This window comes from Pseudomonas sp. NFX15, assembly GCF_049132105.1.
Lineage (GTDB): Bacteria > Pseudomonadota > Gammaproteobacteria > Pseudomonadales > Pseudomonadaceae > Aquipseudomonas.
In genome coordinates, this window is record NZ_JAFMPV010000005.1 from 165,546 (window position 1) to 183,242 (window position 17,697).

Sequence of the window (17,697 nt, forward strand, 5' to 3'; positions counted from 1 at the left end):
TAAAAATGAGGGCGCGAACTATAGCACGTCCGCCGGACGCACAGCGGTAGGAACCGCGGGACATGTTCCCTATAATGCGCGGTTCTTTGAATCAGGTGATGACTCTTTCCATGGCCAAGAAGCTTTACATCGAAACCCACGGTTGCCAGATGAACGAGTACGACAGCTCGCGCATGGTCGATCTGCTGGGCGAACACCAGGCCCTGGAAGTCACCGCCCGAGCCGAAGACGCCGACGTGATCCTGCTCAACACCTGCTCGATCCGCGAACGCGCCCAGGACCGCGTCTACTCTCAGCTCGGCCGCTGGCGCGAGCTGAAATTGGCCAATCCGGACATGGTGATCGCCGTCGGCGGTTGCGTGGCCAGCCAGGAAGGCGCCGCCATCCGTGATCGCGCGCCGTACGTCGACGTGGTCTTCGGCCCGCAGACCCTGCACCGCCTGCCGGAAATGATCGACGCCGCGCGCACCAGCAAACTGCCGCAAGTCGACGTTTCGTTCCCGGAAATCGAAAAGTTCGACCACTTACCCGAGCCCCGCATCGACGGCCCGAGCGCTTACGTGTCGGTGATGGAAGGTTGCAGCAAATACTGCACGTTCTGCGTAGTGCCCTACACCCGCGGCGAAGAAGTCAGCCGACCGTTCGACGACGTGCTGGCCGAGATCATCCACCTGGCGGAAAACGGCGTGCGCGAAGTGACGCTGCTGGGGCAGAACGTCAACGGCTATCGCGGCACCACCCATGACGGGCGCCTGGCTGATCTGGCCGAGCTGATCCGCGTGGTGGCAGCAGTCGATGGCATCGACCGCATCCGTTACACCACCTCGCACCCGCTGGAGTTCTCCGACAGCCTGATTCAGGCCCACGCCGACGTGCCGGAGCTGGTCAAGCACCTGCACCTGCCGGTGCAATCGGGCTCGGACCGCATCCTCGCGGCGATGAAGCGCAACCACACCGCGCTGGAGTACAAATCCAAGCTGCGCAAACTGCGCGCAGCGGTGCCGGGGATCTGCATCAGCTCGGACTTCATCGTCGGCTTCCCGGGCGAGACGGAGAAAGACTTCGAACAAACCATGAAGCTGATTGCCGACGTCGGTTTCGACTTTTCCTACTCGTTCGTCTACAGCCAGCGCCCGGGCACCCCGGCCGCCGACTTGGCCGACGACACCCCCGAAGCGCTGAAGAAAGAACGCCTGAATGCGCTGCAACATCGCCTGAACCAGCAAGGTTTCGAGATCAGCCGACAAATGGTCGGTTCGATCCAGCGCATCCTGGTAACCGATTACTCGAAAAAAGACCCGGGCGAGCTGCAAGGGCGGACCGAGAATAACCGTATCGTCAACTTCCGCTGCGACAATCCGACCCTGATCGGCCAGTTCGCGGACGTGCACATCGATGCCGCGCAGCCGCACTCGCTGCGGGGTTCGCTGATCCAGTAACACAAACATTCGGTAGGAGCTGGCTTGCCAGCGAAGAACGATTATGCGGTGGTACTGACAGACCGCAGCGCCCCCTTCGCCGGCAAGCCGGCTCCTACAGAATCGATGTGCGACAGGCCGAGTCATTTAAGAGCTTTCGCACCCACGCCACTGGCGTTATCCTTGATTTCATCTCAATTGCCCCAGGGCGGCTAAATACGACCTTGAACGCACCCATCGAACCACATCGTTTCATCCTCGAGCCCTTTGAAGCTCGCCGCTTCGCCAATCTGTGCGGGCAATTCGACGAGCACTTGCGCCTGATCGAACAGCGCCTGACCATCGAGATCCGCAATCGCGGCAACCAGTTCGAGCTGATCGGCGAACCCAAACACACCTCCTCCGCGGAAAACATCCTGCGCCGGCTGTACCGGGAAACCAAGGGTACCGAGCTGTCGCCGGACATGGTCCACCTGTTCCTGCAGGAATCGGCCGTCGAGCAGTTGGACAACCACTCCCCCGCCGAAGCCTCCGTCGCCCTGCGCACCAAGAAAGGCATGATTCGCCCTCGCGGCTTGAATCAGCTTCGCTACGTGAAGGAAATCCTCGGTAACGACATCAACTTCGGCATTGGCCCGGCCGGCACCGGTAAGACCTACCTGGCGGTGGCTTGCGCGGTGGATGCCTTGGAACGCGAGCAGATTCGCCGCATCCTGCTGGTGCGCCCGGCGGTCGAAGCGGGTGAAAAGCTCGGCTTCCTGCCCGGCGACCTCTCGCAGAAAATCGACCCGTACCTGCGCCCGCTGTACGACGCACTCTACGAAATGCTCGGCTTCGAATACGTCGCCAAGCTGATCGAGCGCCAAGTGATCGAAGTCGCGCCGCTGGCCTACATGCGCGGCCGGACGCTGAACAACAGTTTCATCATCCTCGACGAAAGCCAGAACACCACGGTCGAACAGATGAAGATGTTCCTGACCCGGATCGGCTTCGGCTCCACGGCGGTCATCACCGGTGACATCACCCAGGTCGACCTGCCACGCGGCACCAAATCCGGACTGCACCACGTAATCGAAGTGCTCAAAGATGTGCCGGGCATCAGCTTCACCCACTTCCAGCCCAAGGACGTCGTGCGCCATCCATTGGTGCAGCGGATTGTCGAAGCCTACGAGCGCTTCGAGACCAAGGCGGCCGATGATGCAGCCGCCAAGGATAGCCGCCGCGATGCTTGAGCTTGACCTGCAAATCGCTACCCAAGCGCCAGCCCCCAGCGAAGCCGAGTTCCGCCAGTGGTGCGAACTGGCTTTGCGCCAGCGCACCGCCGACTCCGAGATGACCATTCGCCTGGTCGACGAAGCCGAAGGCCGCGAGCTGAACCACACCTGGCGGCAAAAGGATTACGCAACTAACGTCTTGTCATTCCCGGCCGATGTGCCCGATGAGTTTCTCGACATCCCGCTGCTGGGCGACCTGGTGATCTGCGTGGCCGTGGTCGAGCGTGAAGCCGCCGAGCAAGGCAAGGCACTCAATGCCCATTGGGCACACCTGGTGATTCATGGCTGCTTGCATCTATTGGGTTACGACCATATTGATGACGAGGAAGCCGAGGAAATGGAAGCACTGGAACGAACGTTGCTTGCTGAACTGGGCTTTCCCGATCCGTACGCGGACGACGAAACCAACGTATCTCCTAACGAAACAACAAAGGATTCAGAGTAATCGCTATGAGCGAAGATCGATCGAGCAACGGGCAGAAGTCTTGGCTGGGTAAGCTCACCCAGGCTTTTGCCCACGAGCCGAAAAACCGCCAGGAGCTGCTGGAGCTGCTGCGCGACGCACACCAGAACAAACTGTTGGACAGCGAAGCGCTGGCCATCGTCGAAGGCGCAATCCAGGTGGCTGACCTGCAAGTCCGGGACATCATGGTCCCGCGCTCGCAAATGGTCAGCATCAAGGCGACCCAGACACCCCGCGAATTCCTGCCAGCCGTGGTCGACTCGGCCCACTCCCGCTACCCGGTGATCGGCGAAAGCCACGATGACGTGATGGGCGTGTTGCTGGCCAAGGACTTGCTGCCGCTGATCCTCAAGGAGAATGGCGACAGTTTCAACATCAAGGACCTGCTGCGCCCGGCCACCTTCGTGCCCGAGTCCAAGCGCCTTAACGTGTTGCTGCGCGAGTTCCGCGCCAACCACAACCACATGGCCATCGTCATCGACGAGTACGGCGGCGTGGCGGGCCTGGTGACCATCGAAGACGTGCTGGAACAGATCGTCGGCGACATCGAAGACGAACACGACGTCGAAGAAGACAGCTACATCAAGCCACTGCCGAGCGGTGACTTCCTGATCAAGGCCCTGACGCCGATCGAGAACTTCAACGAGTTCTTTGACAGCGAGTTCTCCGACGACGAGTTCGACACCGTTGGCGGGCTGGTGATGAGCGCGTTCGGGCATTTGCCAAAACGCAACGAAATCACTGAAATCGGCCCCTACCGTTTCCGCATCCTGAACGCCGACAGCCGTCGGATTCACTTGCTTCGCCTGACGCCCATTGCTCGCTAAGGATTGAAATGCGCTGGACAACCCGCCCCGGCTGGCCCGGTAACCTGCTGGCCGTGGCGGCCGGTGCAATCACCACCCTGGCCCTGGCGCCGTTCGATATCTGGCCATTGGCATTGCTTGCCGTCGGTCTGTTCTATGCCGGCCTGCGTGAGCTGAGCCCCCGCCAAGCCTTGGGTCGCGGCTGGTGTTTCGGCTTCGGCCTGTTCGGCGCGGGCACCAGCTGGATCTACTACAGCATCCACCATTTCGGCGGCGCCTCGGTGCTGCTGGCCGGTTTCCTGATGCTGATCTTTACGGCGGCGATTGCCTGGTTCTTCGCCCTGCCCGCCTGGCTCTGGGCGCGTTGGTTGCGCCGCAACGAGGCGCCGCTGGCCGATGCCATGGCGTTCGCGGCATTGTGGGTTGTCCAGGAAGCCTTCCGCGGCTGGTTCCTGACGGGTTTCCCGTGGCTGTATTCCGGTTATAGCCAGCTCGACGGCCCGCTGGCCGGGCTCGCCCCCCTCGGCGGGATGTGGCTGATTTCCTTCACCCTGGCCCTGACGGCCGCGTTGATCTACAACGGCCTGCGCCTGGTGCGTACGGGCCGCAAAGGCTTTATCGCGGCCGGCGTATTGCTGCTGGTCGGCCCGTGGCTGATCGGCATGGCGCTCAAGCATCATGCCTGGACCACCCCTTCAGGCCCGCCGCTGAGCGTCGCGGCCATTCAGGGCAATGTCGAGCAAAGCATGAAATGGGACCCGGCGCAGGTCAACGCGCAACTGGCGCTGTACCGCGACATGAGTTTCAGCTCCAAGCGAGTCGATCTGCTGATCTGGCCAGAAACGGCGATCCCGGTGCTCAAGGAGTCCGCCGAGGGCTACCTGAACATGATGGGCAACTTCGCCGCCGAGCGTAAATCGGCATTGATCACCGGCGTCCCGGTGCGCATGGAAGTGCGCCACGAGAAGCGTTTCTTCAATGGCATCACCGTGACCGGTGAAGGCGACGGCACTTACCTGAAGCAAAAACTGGTGCCGTTTGGCGAATACGTTCCGTTACAGGACATGCTGCGCGGGCTGATCGCCTTCTTCGACTTGCCAATGTCGGACTTCGCCCGCGGCCCGGCCGAACAGCCATTGCTGCAAGCCAAGGGTTATCAGATCGCGCCATTCATCTGCTATGAAGTGGTCTACCCGGAGTTCGCCGCCAGCCTGGCCGCCCGCAGCGACCTGCTACTGACCATCAGCAACGACACCTGGTTCGGCACCTCCATCGGCCCGCTGCAACACCTGCAAATGGCACAGATGCGCGCGCTGGAAGCCGGCCGCTGGATGATCCGTGCCACCAACAATGGCGTGTCCGGGCTGATCAACCCGTTCGGGCAGATCACCGACCAGATCCCGCAGTTCGAACGCGGCATCCTGTACGGCGAAGTGGTGCCGATGCACAACCTGACGCCGTACCTGCAATGGCGTTCGTGGCCACTGGTCATCGTTTGCGTGTTGCTTTTTGGCTGGGCCTTGATTGCCAGCCGAATGGCCAAGACCGTCTGACCCGACACCGCATAAACCTGTAGGAGCTGGCTTGCCAGCGAAGGCGATGGTTGCCGTGGCACCGCTTTCGCTGGCAAGCCAGCTCCTACAGGGTGTGGGTAGACTTTCGGTTATTGGTAGAAAAGCGAATACCCGACCTGCCCCACCGCCTCATTCAACAACTGCCCGTTCTGCCAGATCGCCTTGTACTCCGGCATCCAGCCGCCCAGCGGTCGCGCATTGTCTCCTGCGAGAAACCCGACCGGCGCGGCCACTACGTCAAAGCCTGCCTTGCGAAAACTCCAGAGCGCACGCGGCATGTGTGCCGCTTGTGTCACGACCACCACACGCTTGATGCCTTGCGGCAACAACAGTCGGGCCGTGAACTGCGCGTTTTCCCAAGTGGTGCGGCTCTCGCCTTCCTGCCAGCGCACCGTCACGCCGAAATCATCGCGCAGCGAGTCGGCCATGATCTGCGCCTCGCTCGGCGGTGTGCCGTAATGCAAACCGCCGCTGGTCAGCAGTGGCAGGCCAGAGGCCTTGGCCAGGCGTGCCGCAAAGCGCTGACGCTCAAGGCCAATGCCCGTCGGCTGGTCACTGCCCCAGGCGATGTCACCGCGCTCACGGCCGGAGCCGAGCACCACGATGGCGTCTGCGCGCTGGCCCAGGGTTGCCCATTCGTCGCGCACCAGCGGCGGCTCACGCTCGAGCAATCCGGCACTCCACTGCACGACCACCGGCAGGCTCATCAGCCATAAGCCACCCAGCCCCAGGGCAAAGCACACGCCGGCCAGCCGCGGCCTTGAGCGACGCAACCACCAGGCGAGCAACAGCAGCAGCAAGAGAATGCCGGGCGGCAACAGCAATTGTTTGACGAAATAACGAAAAGGCATCGAGCATCTCCTGGAGATGCCCGAAGCCTAAGTGGGTTGGCGCGATACGACAATCAATACACAAGCACTATGCTTCATGGAGCATGTGCTACGCCCTATTTGAACTGCAAAGACCGGACCTTTACCGCGTCTCTACCGGGAACCTTGTCCTTGAGCCAGATGATCTTGGCCGAACGTGGTGCATCAAGTTGCTTGATAGCTTCAGACAAGCATCCGTGTGTCTCACGCTCACTGCGATCCAGATACGCCTTGACCAGTGCAAACTCTGCGGGGCTCAGGCCACGCAGCTCCAGTTCCAAGGGGCGTTCGTCGCGCAGGCGGCCAGCGGTTTTAGCCGCTTCCAGGGCCATGCCCAGACGATCGATCAGTCTTTCGTACAGCTCCGGTTTTGTAGCTTTTCGCTGTGACTCAACCATCCCTCACCTCATTGGAAGATAAGACCTACTCCCCAGTTAGAGCTTAGCTTCCATGAACAAACCGGCTGAACGCCGCGACCAACGGCCCTCGCAGCCATTTTTGCCGGATACGCGGCAGCAATCAGGGTTTCCCTCGGCGGAGCGCGGTCATGTATGCTACGGCGCTTCCTGTAACTCCACTTCCAGCTCGGTTGGGCAGCGAAAACGCCATTGCGGCGAGATCAGCGTCCAGCGATGCATTGAAGAGGATTAGGCCACCCCTATTCAGTTCAAAAGTAGCCATGCACGAACAATATCAGCCCCGTGAAATCGAAGCCGCCGCCCAGTCGTTCTGGGACGAGCAAAAGTCCTTTGAAGTCAGTGAACAGCCAGGCAAGGAGACTTACTACTGCCTGTCGATGTTCCCTTACCCCAGCGGCAAGCTACACATGGGGCACGTGCGCAACTACACCATCGGCGACGTGATCTCCCGCTACCAGCGCATGCAAGGCAAGAACGTCCTGCAACCAATGGGTTGGGATGCCTTCGGCATGCCGGCGGAAAATGCTGCGATGAAAAACAACGTAGCGCCCGCCAAGTGGACCTACGAAAACATCGCCTACATGAAGTCCCAGCTGCGTAGCCTGGGCCTGGCGGTGGATTGGTCGCGCGAAGTGACCACCTGCAAGCCGGACTACTACCGCTGGGAACAATGGCTGTTCACTCGCCTGTTCGAAAAAGGCGTGATCTACAAGAAAAGCGGCACCGTGAACTGGGACCCGGTCGACCAGACCGTCCTGGCCAACGAGCAAGTGATCGACGGTCGCGGCTGGCGCTCCGGCGCGCTGATCGAAAAGCGTGAAATCCCGATGTACTACTTCAAGATCACCGCCTACGCGGATGAGCTGCTGGAGAGCCTCGACGAACTGACTGGCTGGCCTGAACAGGTCAAGACCATGCAGCGCAACTGGATCGGCAAGTCCCGCGGCATGGAAGTGCAGTTCCCGTACAACGTCGATTCCATCGGCGAAGCCGGCACCCTGAAAGTCTTCACCACCCGTCCGGACACTCTCATGGGAGCGACCTACGTCGCCGTGGCCGCCGAGCATCACCTGGCCTCCCTGGCCGCGCAAAACAATCCTGAGCTGCAAGCGTTCATCGCTGAATGCAAGGGCGGCAGCGTCGCCGAAGCCGACGTCGCCACCCAGGAGAAAAAAGGCCTGCCGACCGGTCTGTTCGTCGAGCACCCGCTGACTGGCGAAAAACTGCCGGTATGGGTCGCCAACTACGTGCTGATGCACTACGGCGATGGCGCGGTAATGGCCGTACCGGCCCACGACGAACGTGACTTCGAATTCGCCCACAAGTACAACCTGCCGGTCAAATCGGTGGTGCGCACCAGCACCGGTGACAGCAACCCGGCCCCGTGGCAAGACGCCTACGGCGAGCACGGCACGCTGATCAATTCCGGCGAGTTCGACGGCCTCGATTTCGCCGGCGCCTTCGACGCCATCGAAGTCGCGCTGATCAAGAAAGAGCTGGGCGCCTCGCGCACCCAGTTCCGCCTGCGCGACTGGGGCATTAGCCGTCAGCGCTACTGGGGCTGCCCGATCCCGATCATCCACTGCACCACCTGCGGTGACGTGCCGGTGCCGGAAGATCAACTGCCTGTGGTGCTGCCGGAAGACGTCGTACCGGACGGCGCCGGTTCGCCTTTGGCGCGCATGCCCGAGTTCTACGAGTGCAGCTGCCCGAAATGCGGCGCACCGGCCAAGCGCGAAACTGACACCATGGACACCTTCGTCGAGTCCTCGTGGTACTACGCTCGCTATGCCTCGCCGCACTTCGAAGGCGGCCTGGTGGAAAAATCCGCGGCCGACCATTGGTTGCCGGTGGATCAGTACATCGGCGGTATCGAACACGCGATCCTGCACCTGCTCTATGCGCGCTTCTTCCACAAGCTGATGCGCGACGAAGGCCTGGTGAGCTCCAACGAGCCCTTCAAGAACCTGCTGACCCAGGGCATGGTGATCGCCGAGACTTACTACCGTCGTGAAGCCAACGGTGCCTACACCTGGTTCAACCCGGCGGATGTCGAACTCGAGCGTGACAGCAAGGCCAAGGTCATCAGCGCCAAGTTGAAAGCCGACGGCTTGCCGGTGGAAATCGGCGGCACCGAGAAGATGGCCAAGTCGAAGAACAACGGCGTCGACCCACAGTCGATGATCGACCAGTTCGGCGCAGACACCTGCCGCCTGTTCATGATGTTCGCCTCGCCACCCGACATGAGCGCGGAATGGTCCGACTCCGGCGTCGAAGGCTCGCACCGCTTCCTCAAGCGCGTCTGGCGCCTGGCCCAGGCACACGTCACCCAGGGCCTGCCGGGCAAACTGGACATCGCCAGCCTGACTGACGAGCACAAAGCCGTGCGCCGCTCGATCCACCTGGCCATCAAGCAAGCCAGCCAGGACGTCGGCCAGAACCACAAATTCAACACCGCCATCGCCCAGGTGATGACGCTGATGAACGTACTGGAAAAGGCCGCCCAGGCCACCGAACAAGACCGCGCGCTGGTTCAGGAAGGCCTCGAGACCGTGACTCTGCTGCTGGCACCGATCACGCCGCACATCAGCCACGAGCTGTGGAATCAACTGGGTCACGCCGATCCTGTGATCGACGCCGGCTGGCCGGTGGTGGATGACAGCGCGCTGGTACAGGACAGCCTGCAACTGGTGATCCAGGTCAACGGCAAGCTGCGCGGCCATATCGAAATGCCGGCCAGCGCCAGCCGCGAGGAAGTCGAAGCGGCTGCCCGCGCCAACGAGAACGTGCTGCGTTTCGTCGACGGCCTGACCATTCGTAAAGTGATCGTAGTGCCCGGGAAACTGGTCAATATCGTCGCCAGTTAATTGGATCAGGCGCCGGGTCAGCCTGGCGCCATGTAAAACCTTTCGGGCCGCCTGATCGGCCCCCATGGTTTCAAGGGGAGCAACAAGATGATCAAACGCAATCTGCTGGTGATGGGCCTCGCGGTTCTGCTGAGCGCCTGCGGTTTCCAGCTGCGTGGCACCGGTACCAACGAACTGGCGATCAAGGAACTCGACCTGAGCGCCCGTAACGCCTACGGCGAAACCGTGACCCAACTGCGCCAGGTACTGGAAGGCAGCGGCGTCAAGGTCTACACCGGTGCACCTTACAAACTGGTGCTGACCGATGAGCAGGAAAGCCAACGCATCCTCAGCTACGCCGGTGCCGGCCGTGCCGGTGAATACCAGGTCACGACAGTGCTGAACTACGACATCCGTGGTCGCGGCGACCTGCCACTGATCAGCGACAAGCTGCAAGTGGAAAAAGTCTTCATGCATGACGGCAACAACCTGGTGGGTTCCGACCAGGAAGCCGCCACGGCTCGCACGGAAACCCGTCGTGAAATGATTCAACGCATGATGCTGCGCCTGCAACAACTGACCCCGACCCAACTGGATCAGTTGCAGCAGACGGCCGAAGCCAGGGCCAAGGCCGAAGCCGCGGCACTGGAAGCGGCACAGAAGGCTGAAGCGCAAACGCCGCGTCAGTCGCCCATCGAACTGCCGAAGCAGTAAGACTTACGGGGCGCTCAGGCGCCCCGTTCGCCCTTTCTTATGAAGCTCGCCCCCGCCCAACTCGCCAAACACCTGCAAGGTGCCCTCGCGCCGGTCTACATCATCAGCGGCGATGACCCGTTGCTGTGCCAGGAGGCCGCCGACGCGATTCGCGCCGCCGCTCGCCAGCAAGGCTTCGATGAACGCCAGGTGTTTGCCGCCGACGCCAATTTCGATTGGGGTACATTGCTGCAAGCCGGTGCCAGCATGTCGCTGTTCGCCGAAAAGCGCCTGCTGGAACTACGCCTGCCTTCGGGCAAGCCCGGGGACAAAGGTGCCGCCGCACTGATCGAATACTGCTCGCGCCCGGCCGACGACACCGTTCTGCTGATCAGCCTGCCGAAACTCGATGGCAGCGCGCAGAAAACCAAGTGGGGCAAGGCACTGGTCGAAGGACAGCAGACCCAGTTCGTGCAGATCTGGCCGGTCGATGTTGCCCAGTTGCCAGGCTGGGTTCGTCAGCGCCTGTCCCAGGCCGGACTTTCCGCCAGCCAGGACGCTGTTGAACTGATCGCGGCGCGGGTCGAAGGCAACTTGCTGGCGGCCGCCCAGGAAATAGAAAAGCTCAAGCTGATGGCCGAAGGCGGCCAGATCACCGTCGAAACCGTGCAGGCGGCGGTAGCCGACAGTGCGCGTTTCGACGTTTTCGGCCTGACCGATGCGGTCCTCAATGGTGAGGCTGCCCACGCGCTGCGCATGCTCGAAGGGTTGCGCGGCGAAGGTGTCGAACCGCCGGTGATCCTCTGGGCCCTGGCCCGTGAGTTGCGCCTGTTGGCCAATATCTCGCTGCAATACAGCCAGGGCACGCCGCTGGACAAGGCTTTCAGCCAGGCCAAACCGCCGGTCTGGGACAAACGCAAACCGCTGATGAGCAAAGCCCTGCAACGCTACTCGGCGCAACGCTGGGCCCAACTGCTGCTCGAAGCGCAGCGCATCGACGCACAGATCAAGGGCCAGGCGGCGGGTTCGCCGTGGATGAGCCTGAGTCGGTTGACGTTGTTGATGGCAGGTCAGCGCCTGACCCTGCCCGCTGAATAACCCCCGCCCCCTGTAGGAGCGAGCTTGCTCGCGAAAGACTTGAGGGCGCTGCGTTAAATCAGAATGCCTGCGTTATCGTTAACGACCTTCGCGAGCAAGCTCGCTCCTACAGGGGGCGGCGTTTTTTTCAGACGGACCGGGACTGGACAGCCTTTCAACTTCGGCCGATGATTCTCCTCGCAAAATCCACTCACTTGCGAGCAATCACCATGAGCAAAAAGCCGTCCCGACACGGCCCCAACAAGGCCAAATCCATCATTGCCCAGCCACTGTTCCGCAGTCGCCAGGAGCGCCCCGCCAAGGGCAAAGGCAGTTATCGCCGCGAAGCCTTCCAGTCTGACAGCTGGGAGGCTTCTTACTTTCTGGCCGCGTAAAGCAGAACACCCCCTCGTCATGTTAAGGTCTGTACCTGATTCGTATTCCCTGGACCCGTGCATGCCCTTTTGTCTTCCCCGTCGTTGGCACCTGCGCCAATTGATCGCTGCCTCCAGCCTCGTTTTGCTTGTCGCCTGCGCGGAAAAACCGACCGCCGCCGACGCCCAGCCGCTTCAGACGTCTCCCGTCGCCACCGCCCCGGCGGTCGTTCCACCTGTGGTTCCGACCGGTGAGAACCTCGACATTCAGCCGACCCAGACCTTCGCCGAATGGCAAGCAGGTTTCCGCAAGGACGCCCTGGCCGCCGGTATCCGCGCCGACGTGTTCGACCGCGCCTTCGCCAATGTCAGCTTCGATGACAGCGTGATCCGCGCCGACCGCAGCCAACCGGAATTCGCCAAACCGGTGTGGGAATACCTCGACGGCGCCCTGTCGCCGCTGCGGGTGCGTAAAGGCCAGTCGCTGATCAACCAATACGCCGACATCCTGCAAAGCATCGAGCAGCGTTACGGCGTTGATCGTCAGGCGCTGGTGGCCGTGTGGGGCATGGAAAGCAACTTTGGCCAGTTCCAGGGCAACAAGTCGGTGATCAACTCGCTGGCGACCCTGGCCTATGAAGGCCGTCGTCCCGGCTTTGCCCAAGCGCAATTGATCGCCGCCCTGCAAATCCTCCAGCAAGGCGATATCGAACCCGAGAAAATGCTCGGATCCTGGGCCGGTGCCATGGGCCAGACCCAGTTCATCCCGACCACCTACAACACCCATGCCGTAGATTTTGACGGCGACGGGCGCCGCGACATCTGGGGCAGTTCGGCCGATGCCCTGGCCTCGACCGCGCACTACTTGCAAAGCTCGGGCTGGCAGAGAGGCCAGCCATGGGGTTTTGAGGTCCAGCTGCCGAGCGGCTTCGATTACGTGCTGGCCGATGGCACGATTCGCAAGACTGTCGCTGAATGGCGGCAACTGGGGATCACCTTGCCCAACGGTCGCCAGGCTCCGGCCGGCTCCGAACAACTGTCCGCCGCCCTGCTGCTGCCGGCTGGTTACCGCGGCCCGGCATTCCTGGTGCTCGATAATTTCCGGGCGATCCTCAAGTACAACAACTCGTCGTCCTACGCCCTGGGGGTGAGCCTGCTGGCAGAGCGCTTCAACGGTGCAGGCCTGATCAGCGGCACGTGGCCCAAGGATGACCTGCCGCTGAGCCGTACCGAGCGGATCGAACTGCAGAACCTGCTGAGCGCACAGAGTTACGACGCTGGCACCGCCGACGGGATCATCGGCGCCAACACTCGCAAGGCGATCCGCAGCGCCCAGCAGTCGTTTGGCTGGCCGGCGGATGGCTACCCGACGCACAAGTTGCTCGAAGGGTTGCGTAGCCGCTAACAGCATCGCGAGCAGGCTCGCTCCTACAGTGGTTTGTGTCGCTCACAAGTCCATTGTAGGAGCGAGCCTGCTCGCGAAGACTGACGTTCAGGCAATGAACATCTACTGCCTGAGCACCACATCCTGCTCCAACATCAATTCCTGATTCCCCGCATCCAGCCGCACCAGCGCCCCCATGGGCAACGTCAGGTTCGGATCGCAATGCCCGCTGCGCCAGCCGGACAACACCGGAATCTTCAACGGCTCGAAGGTCTGCTTGAGCAGCCTGTTCAGCGCCGCCCCCTCAACCCCCGCCACATCCCCGACCAACACGCCTCGCAACTTGTGCAACGTGCCCGCCAGCCGCAACTGGGTCAGCAGCCGGTCGATGCGGTACAGCGGCTCGTTGATGTCCTCGATCAGCAGAATGACGCCCTCGGCATCGATCTCGTAAGGCGTGCCCATCGTCGCCGCAATCATCGCCAGGTTGCCGCCGAGCAAGCGCCCATGTGCCACGCCAGGCTCAATCGTGGTCAACGGGTAGGCCACCGGATGCGCCAGCACCGAGCCTGCGCTCACCTGCCCGCGCAGCATGTTGAAGAAGGAAGACTCAGTCGGCTTCTGCCTGTTGCCCAGCAGGTCGGCATTGAGCAGCGGCCCATGAAAGGTCACGAACCCTGCATAGCGGCTGATCGCCACATGCAGCGCAGTGATGTCGCTGTAGCCGACGAACGGCTTGGCGTTGTCACGCAGCAAGCTGAAATCGATGCGATCGAGCAGCCTCGGCGTCCCGTAGCCGCCGCGCAGGCAGATGATGGCATCCACCTCGCTGTCAGCGAAGGCCGCGTGCAGGTCATTGAGCCGCACGTCGTCGCTACCCGCCAGATAACCATCCTTCTCGTAGACCCCGGGGAACACTTTCAACGCATAGCCCCGGGCGCGCATCCAATGCGCGGCTTTGTCGGTACCCAGGGGCGCGGGACCCGCGGGCGCAATCACGCCGATCACCCCTTGCGAGGGCAGCGCCGGTACGGGCGCGTGAGGACATAACATCTGGGTCGGTCGAACGGTCATCCGTGAATCTCCCTGCGTAAACACTTCAGCACACAGTAGTCAGGAACGGGGACAAACAGAAGAGGGTCAGTCGCCCCGCAGGTTGCAGGAAAAAGCCGCGATTGCCGTAGACCAGGCAAAAAAACGCCCGCAAGGCAGACTGCCGTGCGGGCGACTTTCATTGCACGGGTCAATCAGGACGACATCAGCTCGGCCTTGACCAGCTTGGCCTGTTCGTCGGCATGGTACGAGGAACGCACCAGTGGCCCGGAGGCCACGTTCTTGAAGCCCATCTTGTAGCCTTCCTCGGCGAACCAGGCGAAGGTGTCCGGGTGCACGAAACGCTGCACCGGCAAGTGGCTGCGGGACGGTTGCAGGTACTGGCCGAGGGTCAACATGTCGATGTCGTGCTCGCGCATGCGCTTCATGACTTCGATGACTTCTTCGTCGGTCTCGCCCAGGCCCAGCATCAGGCCGGACTTGGTCGGAATGTGCGGCATCATCTGCTTGAAGCGTTGCAGCAGGGTCAGCGACCACTGGTAATCGGAACCCGGACGCGCAGCCTTGTACAGGCGCGGCACGGTTTCCAGGTTGTGGTTGAACACATCCGGTGGCTCGGCAGCGGTGATTTGCAGGGCGATGTCCATGCGGCCACGGTAGTCCGGGACCAGGGTCTCGAGTTGCACGTTTGGCGACAACTTGCGGATTTCGCGGATGCAATCGGCAAAGTGCTGGGCACCGCCATCACGCAGGTCGTCGCGGTCTACCGAGGTGATCACCACGTACTTCAGGCGCAGGTCGGCGATGGCGATGGCCAGGCTTTGCGGCTCGTTGACGTCCAGTGGCTTCGGGCGGCCGTGGCCGACGTCGCAGAACGGGCAACGACGGGTGCAGATATCACCCATGATCATGAAGGTCGCGGTGCCACCGGAGAAGCACTCGCCCAGGTTCGGGCAGGACGCTTCTTCGCACACGCTGTGCAGTTTGTGTTTGCGCAGCAGGGCCTTGATGCGGTCGACTTCCGGCGACACCGGGATACGCACGCGAATCCAGTCCGGCTTCTTCGGCAGTTCGGTGGTCGGAATGATCTTCACCGGGATGCGTGCAACCTTCTCGGCGCCGCGCAGCTTGACGCCGGCTTCAACCTTGGGACGCGGGGCCGGGCGCTCGGAGACATCGAGCGTCGGGATCATGGTTTGCACTGCATCAGTAGTCATATCAGTCGATTCCGCCCGTGAGGGTCGTCTGCTCAGCATAGTCGAGGTGTTTGACGAGCTGCGCGCGCAGCCGGGCACTTACCTCGGCAAATTCAATCGATCCTGCGTGATCGCTCAGCTGGGTCATCGCCAGCCCGGCGTAACCGCAGGGATTAATCCGTCGAAACGGTTCCAGGTTCATGTCCACATTCAGGGCCAGGCCATGAAAGGAACAACCGTGGCGGATCCGCAGACCCAGGGAAGCGATTTTCGCCCCGTCGACGTAGACACCCGGAGCATCGGGCTTGGCCGCGGCGGTGACGCCGTAGCTGGCCAGCAGCTCGATCAGGCATTGTTCCATCCGGCTGACCAGATCGCGCACGCCAAACCCCAGCCTGCGCACATCCAGCAGCAGATAAGCCACCAACTGGCCGGGCCCGTGATAGGTCACCTGCCCCCCACGGTCGACCTGTACCACCGCAATATCACCGGGCAGCAGCAGGTGTTCGGCCTTGCCGGCCTGGCCTTGGGTGAACACAGGCGAGTGTTCCACCAGCCAGATCTCGTCGGCAACGTCGGTGCCGCGTTCGTTGGTAAAGCGTTGCATGGCATGCCAGACCGGCTCGTAAGCCATCTGGCCGAGCTCGCGAAAGCCCAGCGTGCCAGACATCACAGCACCATGTGCACGAAACCGGTAGCGCGCAGAAAGCTGTTGATGTTGTACAGCTGATCCTGGTCGGTCGCGACGATGTGCAACTGAATGGTGGTGTATTTGCCGTTGCTGCTTTGACGCTCATCGACACGCTCATCATTGATCGTCGCGTACTTCTTGACGATTTCGATGATCTTGTCTTTGTTGCCGGCACCCGTATCGCAGATCACCTTAACCGGGTAATCAACCTGGGGAAATTCGATCTTTGGCGCCTTTACTTCGGTATCGGTCATGGCGTAACGGCCTCGTAAGCGTAAGCCGTGGCGACGGGCATGGCCCCATGCTGGATCAGCGCAGGGCCCTGCAGGTGCACACTAGATTCAGTTGAACAGGCTGTAGAAGAATAGACGGATGCTATCCCACATGCGGCGGAAGATACCACCTTCCTCGACGGCGTCCAGAGCGATCAGATCAGCGCTGTGCACCACTTTGTCGTCCAGTTTCACCTCGACTTTACCGATCACGTCGCCCTTGGCGATTGGCGCGACCAGTTGCGGGTTCATGGTCATGCTGGCAGCGAGCTTTTTGAGCTGGCCTTTTGGCAGGGTCATGGTCAGGTCTTCAGCCAGGCCGGCCTTGACCTGGTTGGTCGAACCCTTCCAGACCGGCGCCTGGGCCAGCTCGGTGCCCTTCTGGTAGAAGGTCTGGGTTTCGAAGAAGCGGAAACCGTAAGTCAGCAGCTTCTGGGTTTCGGCGGCACGGGCCACTTCGCTGTTGGTGCCGAACACCACGGCGATCAGGCGCATGCCATCACGTACGGCCGAGGACACCATGCAGTAGCCGGCTTCGTCGGTGTGGCCGGTCTTCAGGCCATCAACGGTCTTGTCGCGCCACAGCAGCAGGTTGCGGTTGGGTTGCTTGATGCCGTTCCAGAAGAACTCTTTCTGCGAGTAGATCGCATAGTGAGCCGGGTCTTCGTGGATGATCGCGCGAGCCAGCACTGCCATGTCGTGAGCCGACGAGTAGTGCTCGGGGTTCGGCAGGCCGGTCGGATTCATGAAGTGGGTGTTGCTCATGCCCAGGTCGGCAACCGTCTTGTTCATCAGGTCGGCGAACGCGTCTTCGCTGCCGGCGATGTGCTCGGACAGTGCAACGCTGGCGTCGTTACCCGACTGGATAATGATGCCGTGCAGCAGGTCGCTGACGGTGACTTGCGAGCCCACCTTGATGAACATCCGCGAGCCGCCGGTACGCCAGGCGTTTTCGCTGACGGTCACCGGGTCGTTTTCACCAATCTGGCCACGACGGATTTCCAGCGTCGCGATGTACGCGGTCATCAGCTTGGTCAGGCTGGCCGGTGGCAGACGCTGGTCACCGTTGTTCTCGACCAGCACGTTGCCGCTGCTGGCATCCATGAGCACATAGGCCTTGGCGGCCAGTTGCGGTGGCGAAGGCATCATCTCGACCGCGAACGCGGCAGGTGAGAGAAGCAGCGGGACTAGCAGGAACAGGCGTTTGGCAAAGGTGGTGATGTTCATCCGTCTCTCGAAATCGCTAATGGAAACTGCCCAAGGGCAAAACTAATCAAATAACCTTCTA

At 61.6% G+C, this 17,697-nt stretch carries 17 protein-coding genes; 10 read left to right on the top strand and 7 right to left on the bottom strand.

Annotation, left to right across the window (positions count from 1 at the left end; translation table 11 throughout):
* Positions 1-110: 110 nt before the first annotated feature.
* From miaB to lnt, 5 genes are all read left to right on the top strand, one after another.
* Positions 111-1,439: a tRNA (N6-isopentenyl adenosine(37)-C2)-methylthiotransferase MiaB gene (gene miaB / locus J1D76_RS07750; RefSeq protein ID WP_421137772.1), complete on the top strand. Its 1,329-nt coding sequence runs from the start codon at positions 111-113 to the stop codon at positions 1,437-1,439.
* A gap of 203 nt (positions 1,440-1,642) precedes the next feature.
* A complete protein-coding gene (locus J1D76_RS07755; protein WP_421137773.1) occupies positions 1,643-2,650 on the top strand; it encodes a PhoH family protein in 1,008 nt (335 codons plus the stop codon).
* On the top strand, positions 2,643-3,137 hold the full coding sequence (gene ybeY, locus J1D76_RS07760; RefSeq protein WP_421137774.1) for an rRNA maturation RNase YbeY: 495 nt from the start codon (positions 2,643-2,645) through the stop codon (positions 3,135-3,137). The genes J1D76_RS07755 and ybeY overlap by 8 nt, the downstream gene beginning before the upstream one ends.
* A gap of 5 nt (positions 3,138-3,142) precedes the next feature.
* A complete protein-coding gene (locus tag J1D76_RS07765) occupies positions 3,143-3,982 on the top strand; it encodes an HlyC/CorC family transporter (RefSeq protein WP_027924283.1) in 840 nt (279 codons plus the stop codon).
* 8 nt (positions 3,983-3,990) lie between these two features.
* Positions 3,991-5,514, top strand: a complete 1,524-nt coding sequence (gene lnt / locus J1D76_RS07770; protein ID WP_421137775.1) for an apolipoprotein N-acyltransferase — start codon at positions 3,991-3,993, stop codon at positions 5,512-5,514.
* Positions 5,515-5,624: 110 nt separating this feature from the next.
* Here lnt and J1D76_RS07775 read toward each other — a convergent pair whose 3' ends face one another.
* Both J1D76_RS07775 and J1D76_RS07780 read right to left on the bottom strand, forming a co-directional pair.
* The gene (locus J1D76_RS07775; protein ID WP_421137776.1) at positions 5,625-6,386 is read right to left on the bottom strand and encodes a YdcF family protein; all 762 of its coding nucleotides are present in this window, start codon (positions 6,384-6,386) and stop codon (positions 5,625-5,627) included.
* A 95-nt stretch (positions 6,387-6,481) separates the two neighbouring features.
* Positions 6,482-6,802, bottom strand: coding sequence for a hypothetical protein (locus J1D76_RS07780; RefSeq protein WP_421137777.1), 321 nt, complete (start codon positions 6,800-6,802; stop codon positions 6,482-6,484).
* Positions 6,803-7,083: 281 nt separating this feature from the next.
* On the opposite strand from J1D76_RS07780, the gene leuS reads away from it, so the two are divergent.
* The 5 genes from leuS to J1D76_RS07805 all read left to right on the top strand — a co-directional run bounded on the left by leuS (position 7,084) and on the right by J1D76_RS07805 (position 13,218).
* On the top strand, positions 7,084-9,690 hold the full coding sequence (gene leuS, locus J1D76_RS07785) for a leucine--tRNA ligase (RefSeq protein ID WP_421137778.1): 2,607 nt from the start codon (positions 7,084-7,086) through the stop codon (positions 9,688-9,690).
* An 87-nt stretch (positions 9,691-9,777) separates the two neighbouring features.
* Complete coding sequence (lptE, locus tag J1D76_RS07790) at positions 9,778-10,383, top strand: LPS assembly lipoprotein LptE (RefSeq protein ID WP_421137779.1); 606 nt, start codon at positions 9,778-9,780, stop codon at positions 10,381-10,383.
* Between the two features lie 39 nt (positions 10,384-10,422).
* Positions 10,423-11,460, top strand: a complete 1,038-nt coding sequence (gene holA, locus J1D76_RS07795) for a DNA polymerase III subunit delta (RefSeq protein ID WP_421137780.1) — start codon at positions 10,423-10,425, stop codon at positions 11,458-11,460.
* Between the two features lie 209 nt (positions 11,461-11,669).
* Positions 11,670-11,834, top strand: coding sequence for an alternative ribosome rescue factor ArfA (gene arfA / locus J1D76_RS07800; protein ID WP_421137781.1), 165 nt, complete (start codon positions 11,670-11,672; stop codon positions 11,832-11,834).
* Between the two features lie 61 nt (positions 11,835-11,895).
* Entirely contained in the window at positions 11,896-13,218 is a 1,323-nt protein-coding gene (locus J1D76_RS07805) for a lytic murein transglycosylase (RefSeq protein ID WP_421137782.1), read from the top strand.
* A 102-nt stretch (positions 13,219-13,320) separates the two neighbouring features.
* Here J1D76_RS07805 and J1D76_RS07810 read toward each other — a convergent pair whose 3' ends face one another.
* The 5 genes from J1D76_RS07810 to J1D76_RS07830 all read right to left on the bottom strand — a co-directional run bounded on the left by J1D76_RS07810 (position 13,321) and on the right by J1D76_RS07830 (position 17,636).
* Positions 13,321-14,271 (bottom strand): S66 peptidase family protein, encoded by a 951-nt coding sequence (locus J1D76_RS07810; RefSeq protein ID WP_421137783.1) that lies wholly within the window; start codon positions 14,269-14,271, stop codon positions 13,321-13,323.
* Positions 14,272-14,444: 173 nt separating this feature from the next.
* The gene (gene lipA / locus J1D76_RS07815) at positions 14,445-15,443 is read right to left on the bottom strand and encodes a lipoyl synthase (protein ID WP_421137852.1); all 999 of its coding nucleotides are present in this window, start codon (positions 15,441-15,443) and stop codon (positions 14,445-14,447) included.
* A 25-nt stretch (positions 15,444-15,468) separates the two neighbouring features.
* A complete protein-coding gene (lipB, locus tag J1D76_RS07820) occupies positions 15,469-16,116 on the bottom strand; it encodes a lipoyl(octanoyl) transferase LipB (protein ID WP_421137784.1) in 648 nt (215 codons plus the stop codon).
* On the bottom strand, positions 16,116-16,391 hold the full coding sequence (locus tag J1D76_RS07825; protein WP_103396544.1) for a DUF493 domain-containing protein: 276 nt from the start codon (positions 16,389-16,391) through the stop codon (positions 16,116-16,118). Before J1D76_RS07825 ends, lipB begins: the two co-directional genes overlap by 1 nt.
* Positions 16,392-16,478: 87 nt before the next feature.
* Positions 16,479-17,636: a D-alanyl-D-alanine carboxypeptidase family protein gene (locus J1D76_RS07830; RefSeq protein ID WP_421137785.1), complete on the bottom strand. Its 1,158-nt coding sequence runs from the start codon at positions 17,634-17,636 to the stop codon at positions 16,479-16,481.
* Between the last annotated feature and the right edge of the window lie 61 nt (positions 17,637-17,697).

What these genes read in the sequence shown, in the direction of transcription:
- miaB (WP_421137772.1), top strand. Translation starts at nt 111, where the DNA reads ATGGCCAAGAAGCTTTACATCGAAACCCACGGTTGCCAGATGAACGAG.
- ybeY (WP_421137774.1), top strand. Translation starts at nt 2,643, where the DNA reads ATGCTTGAGCTTGACCTGCAAATCGCTACCCAAGCGCCAGCCCCCAGC.
- J1D76_RS07765 (WP_027924283.1), top strand. Translation starts at nt 3,143, where the DNA reads ATGAGCGAAGATCGATCGAGCAACGGGCAGAAGTCTTGGCTGGGTAAG.
- lnt (WP_421137775.1), top strand. Translation starts at nt 3,991, where the DNA reads ATGCGCTGGACAACCCGCCCCGGCTGGCCCGGTAACCTGCTGGCCGTG.
- J1D76_RS07775 (WP_421137776.1), bottom strand. Translation starts at nt 6,386, where the DNA reads ATGCCTTTTCGTTATTTCGTCAAACAATTGCTGTTGCCGCCCGGCATT.
- J1D76_RS07780 (WP_421137777.1), bottom strand. Translation starts at nt 6,802, where the DNA reads ATGGTTGAGTCACAGCGAAAAGCTACAAAACCGGAGCTGTACGAAAGA.
- leuS (WP_421137778.1), top strand. Translation starts at nt 7,084, where the DNA reads ATGCACGAACAATATCAGCCCCGTGAAATCGAAGCCGCCGCCCAGTCG.
- lptE (WP_421137779.1), top strand. Translation starts at nt 9,778, where the DNA reads ATGATCAAACGCAATCTGCTGGTGATGGGCCTCGCGGTTCTGCTGAGC.
- holA (WP_421137780.1), top strand. Translation starts at nt 10,423, where the DNA reads ATGAAGCTCGCCCCCGCCCAACTCGCCAAACACCTGCAAGGTGCCCTC.
- arfA (WP_421137781.1), top strand. Translation starts at nt 11,670, where the DNA reads ATGAGCAAAAAGCCGTCCCGACACGGCCCCAACAAGGCCAAATCCATC.
- J1D76_RS07805 (WP_421137782.1), top strand. Translation starts at nt 11,896, where the DNA reads ATGCCCTTTTGTCTTCCCCGTCGTTGGCACCTGCGCCAATTGATCGCT.
- J1D76_RS07810 (WP_421137783.1), bottom strand. Translation starts at nt 14,271, where the DNA reads ATGACCGTTCGACCGACCCAGATGTTATGTCCTCACGCGCCCGTACCG.
- lipA (WP_421137852.1), bottom strand. Translation starts at nt 15,443, where the DNA reads ATGATCCCGACGCTCGATGTCTCCGAGCGCCCGGCCCCGCGTCCCAAG.
- lipB (WP_421137784.1), bottom strand. Translation starts at nt 16,116, where the DNA reads ATGTCTGGCACGCTGGGCTTTCGCGAGCTCGGCCAGATGGCTTACGAG.
- J1D76_RS07825 (WP_103396544.1), bottom strand. Translation starts at nt 16,391, where the DNA reads ATGACCGATACCGAAGTAAAGGCGCCAAAGATCGAATTTCCCCAGGTT.
- J1D76_RS07830 (WP_421137785.1), bottom strand. Translation starts at nt 17,636, where the DNA reads ATGAACATCACCACCTTTGCCAAACGCCTGTTCCTGCTAGTCCCGCTG.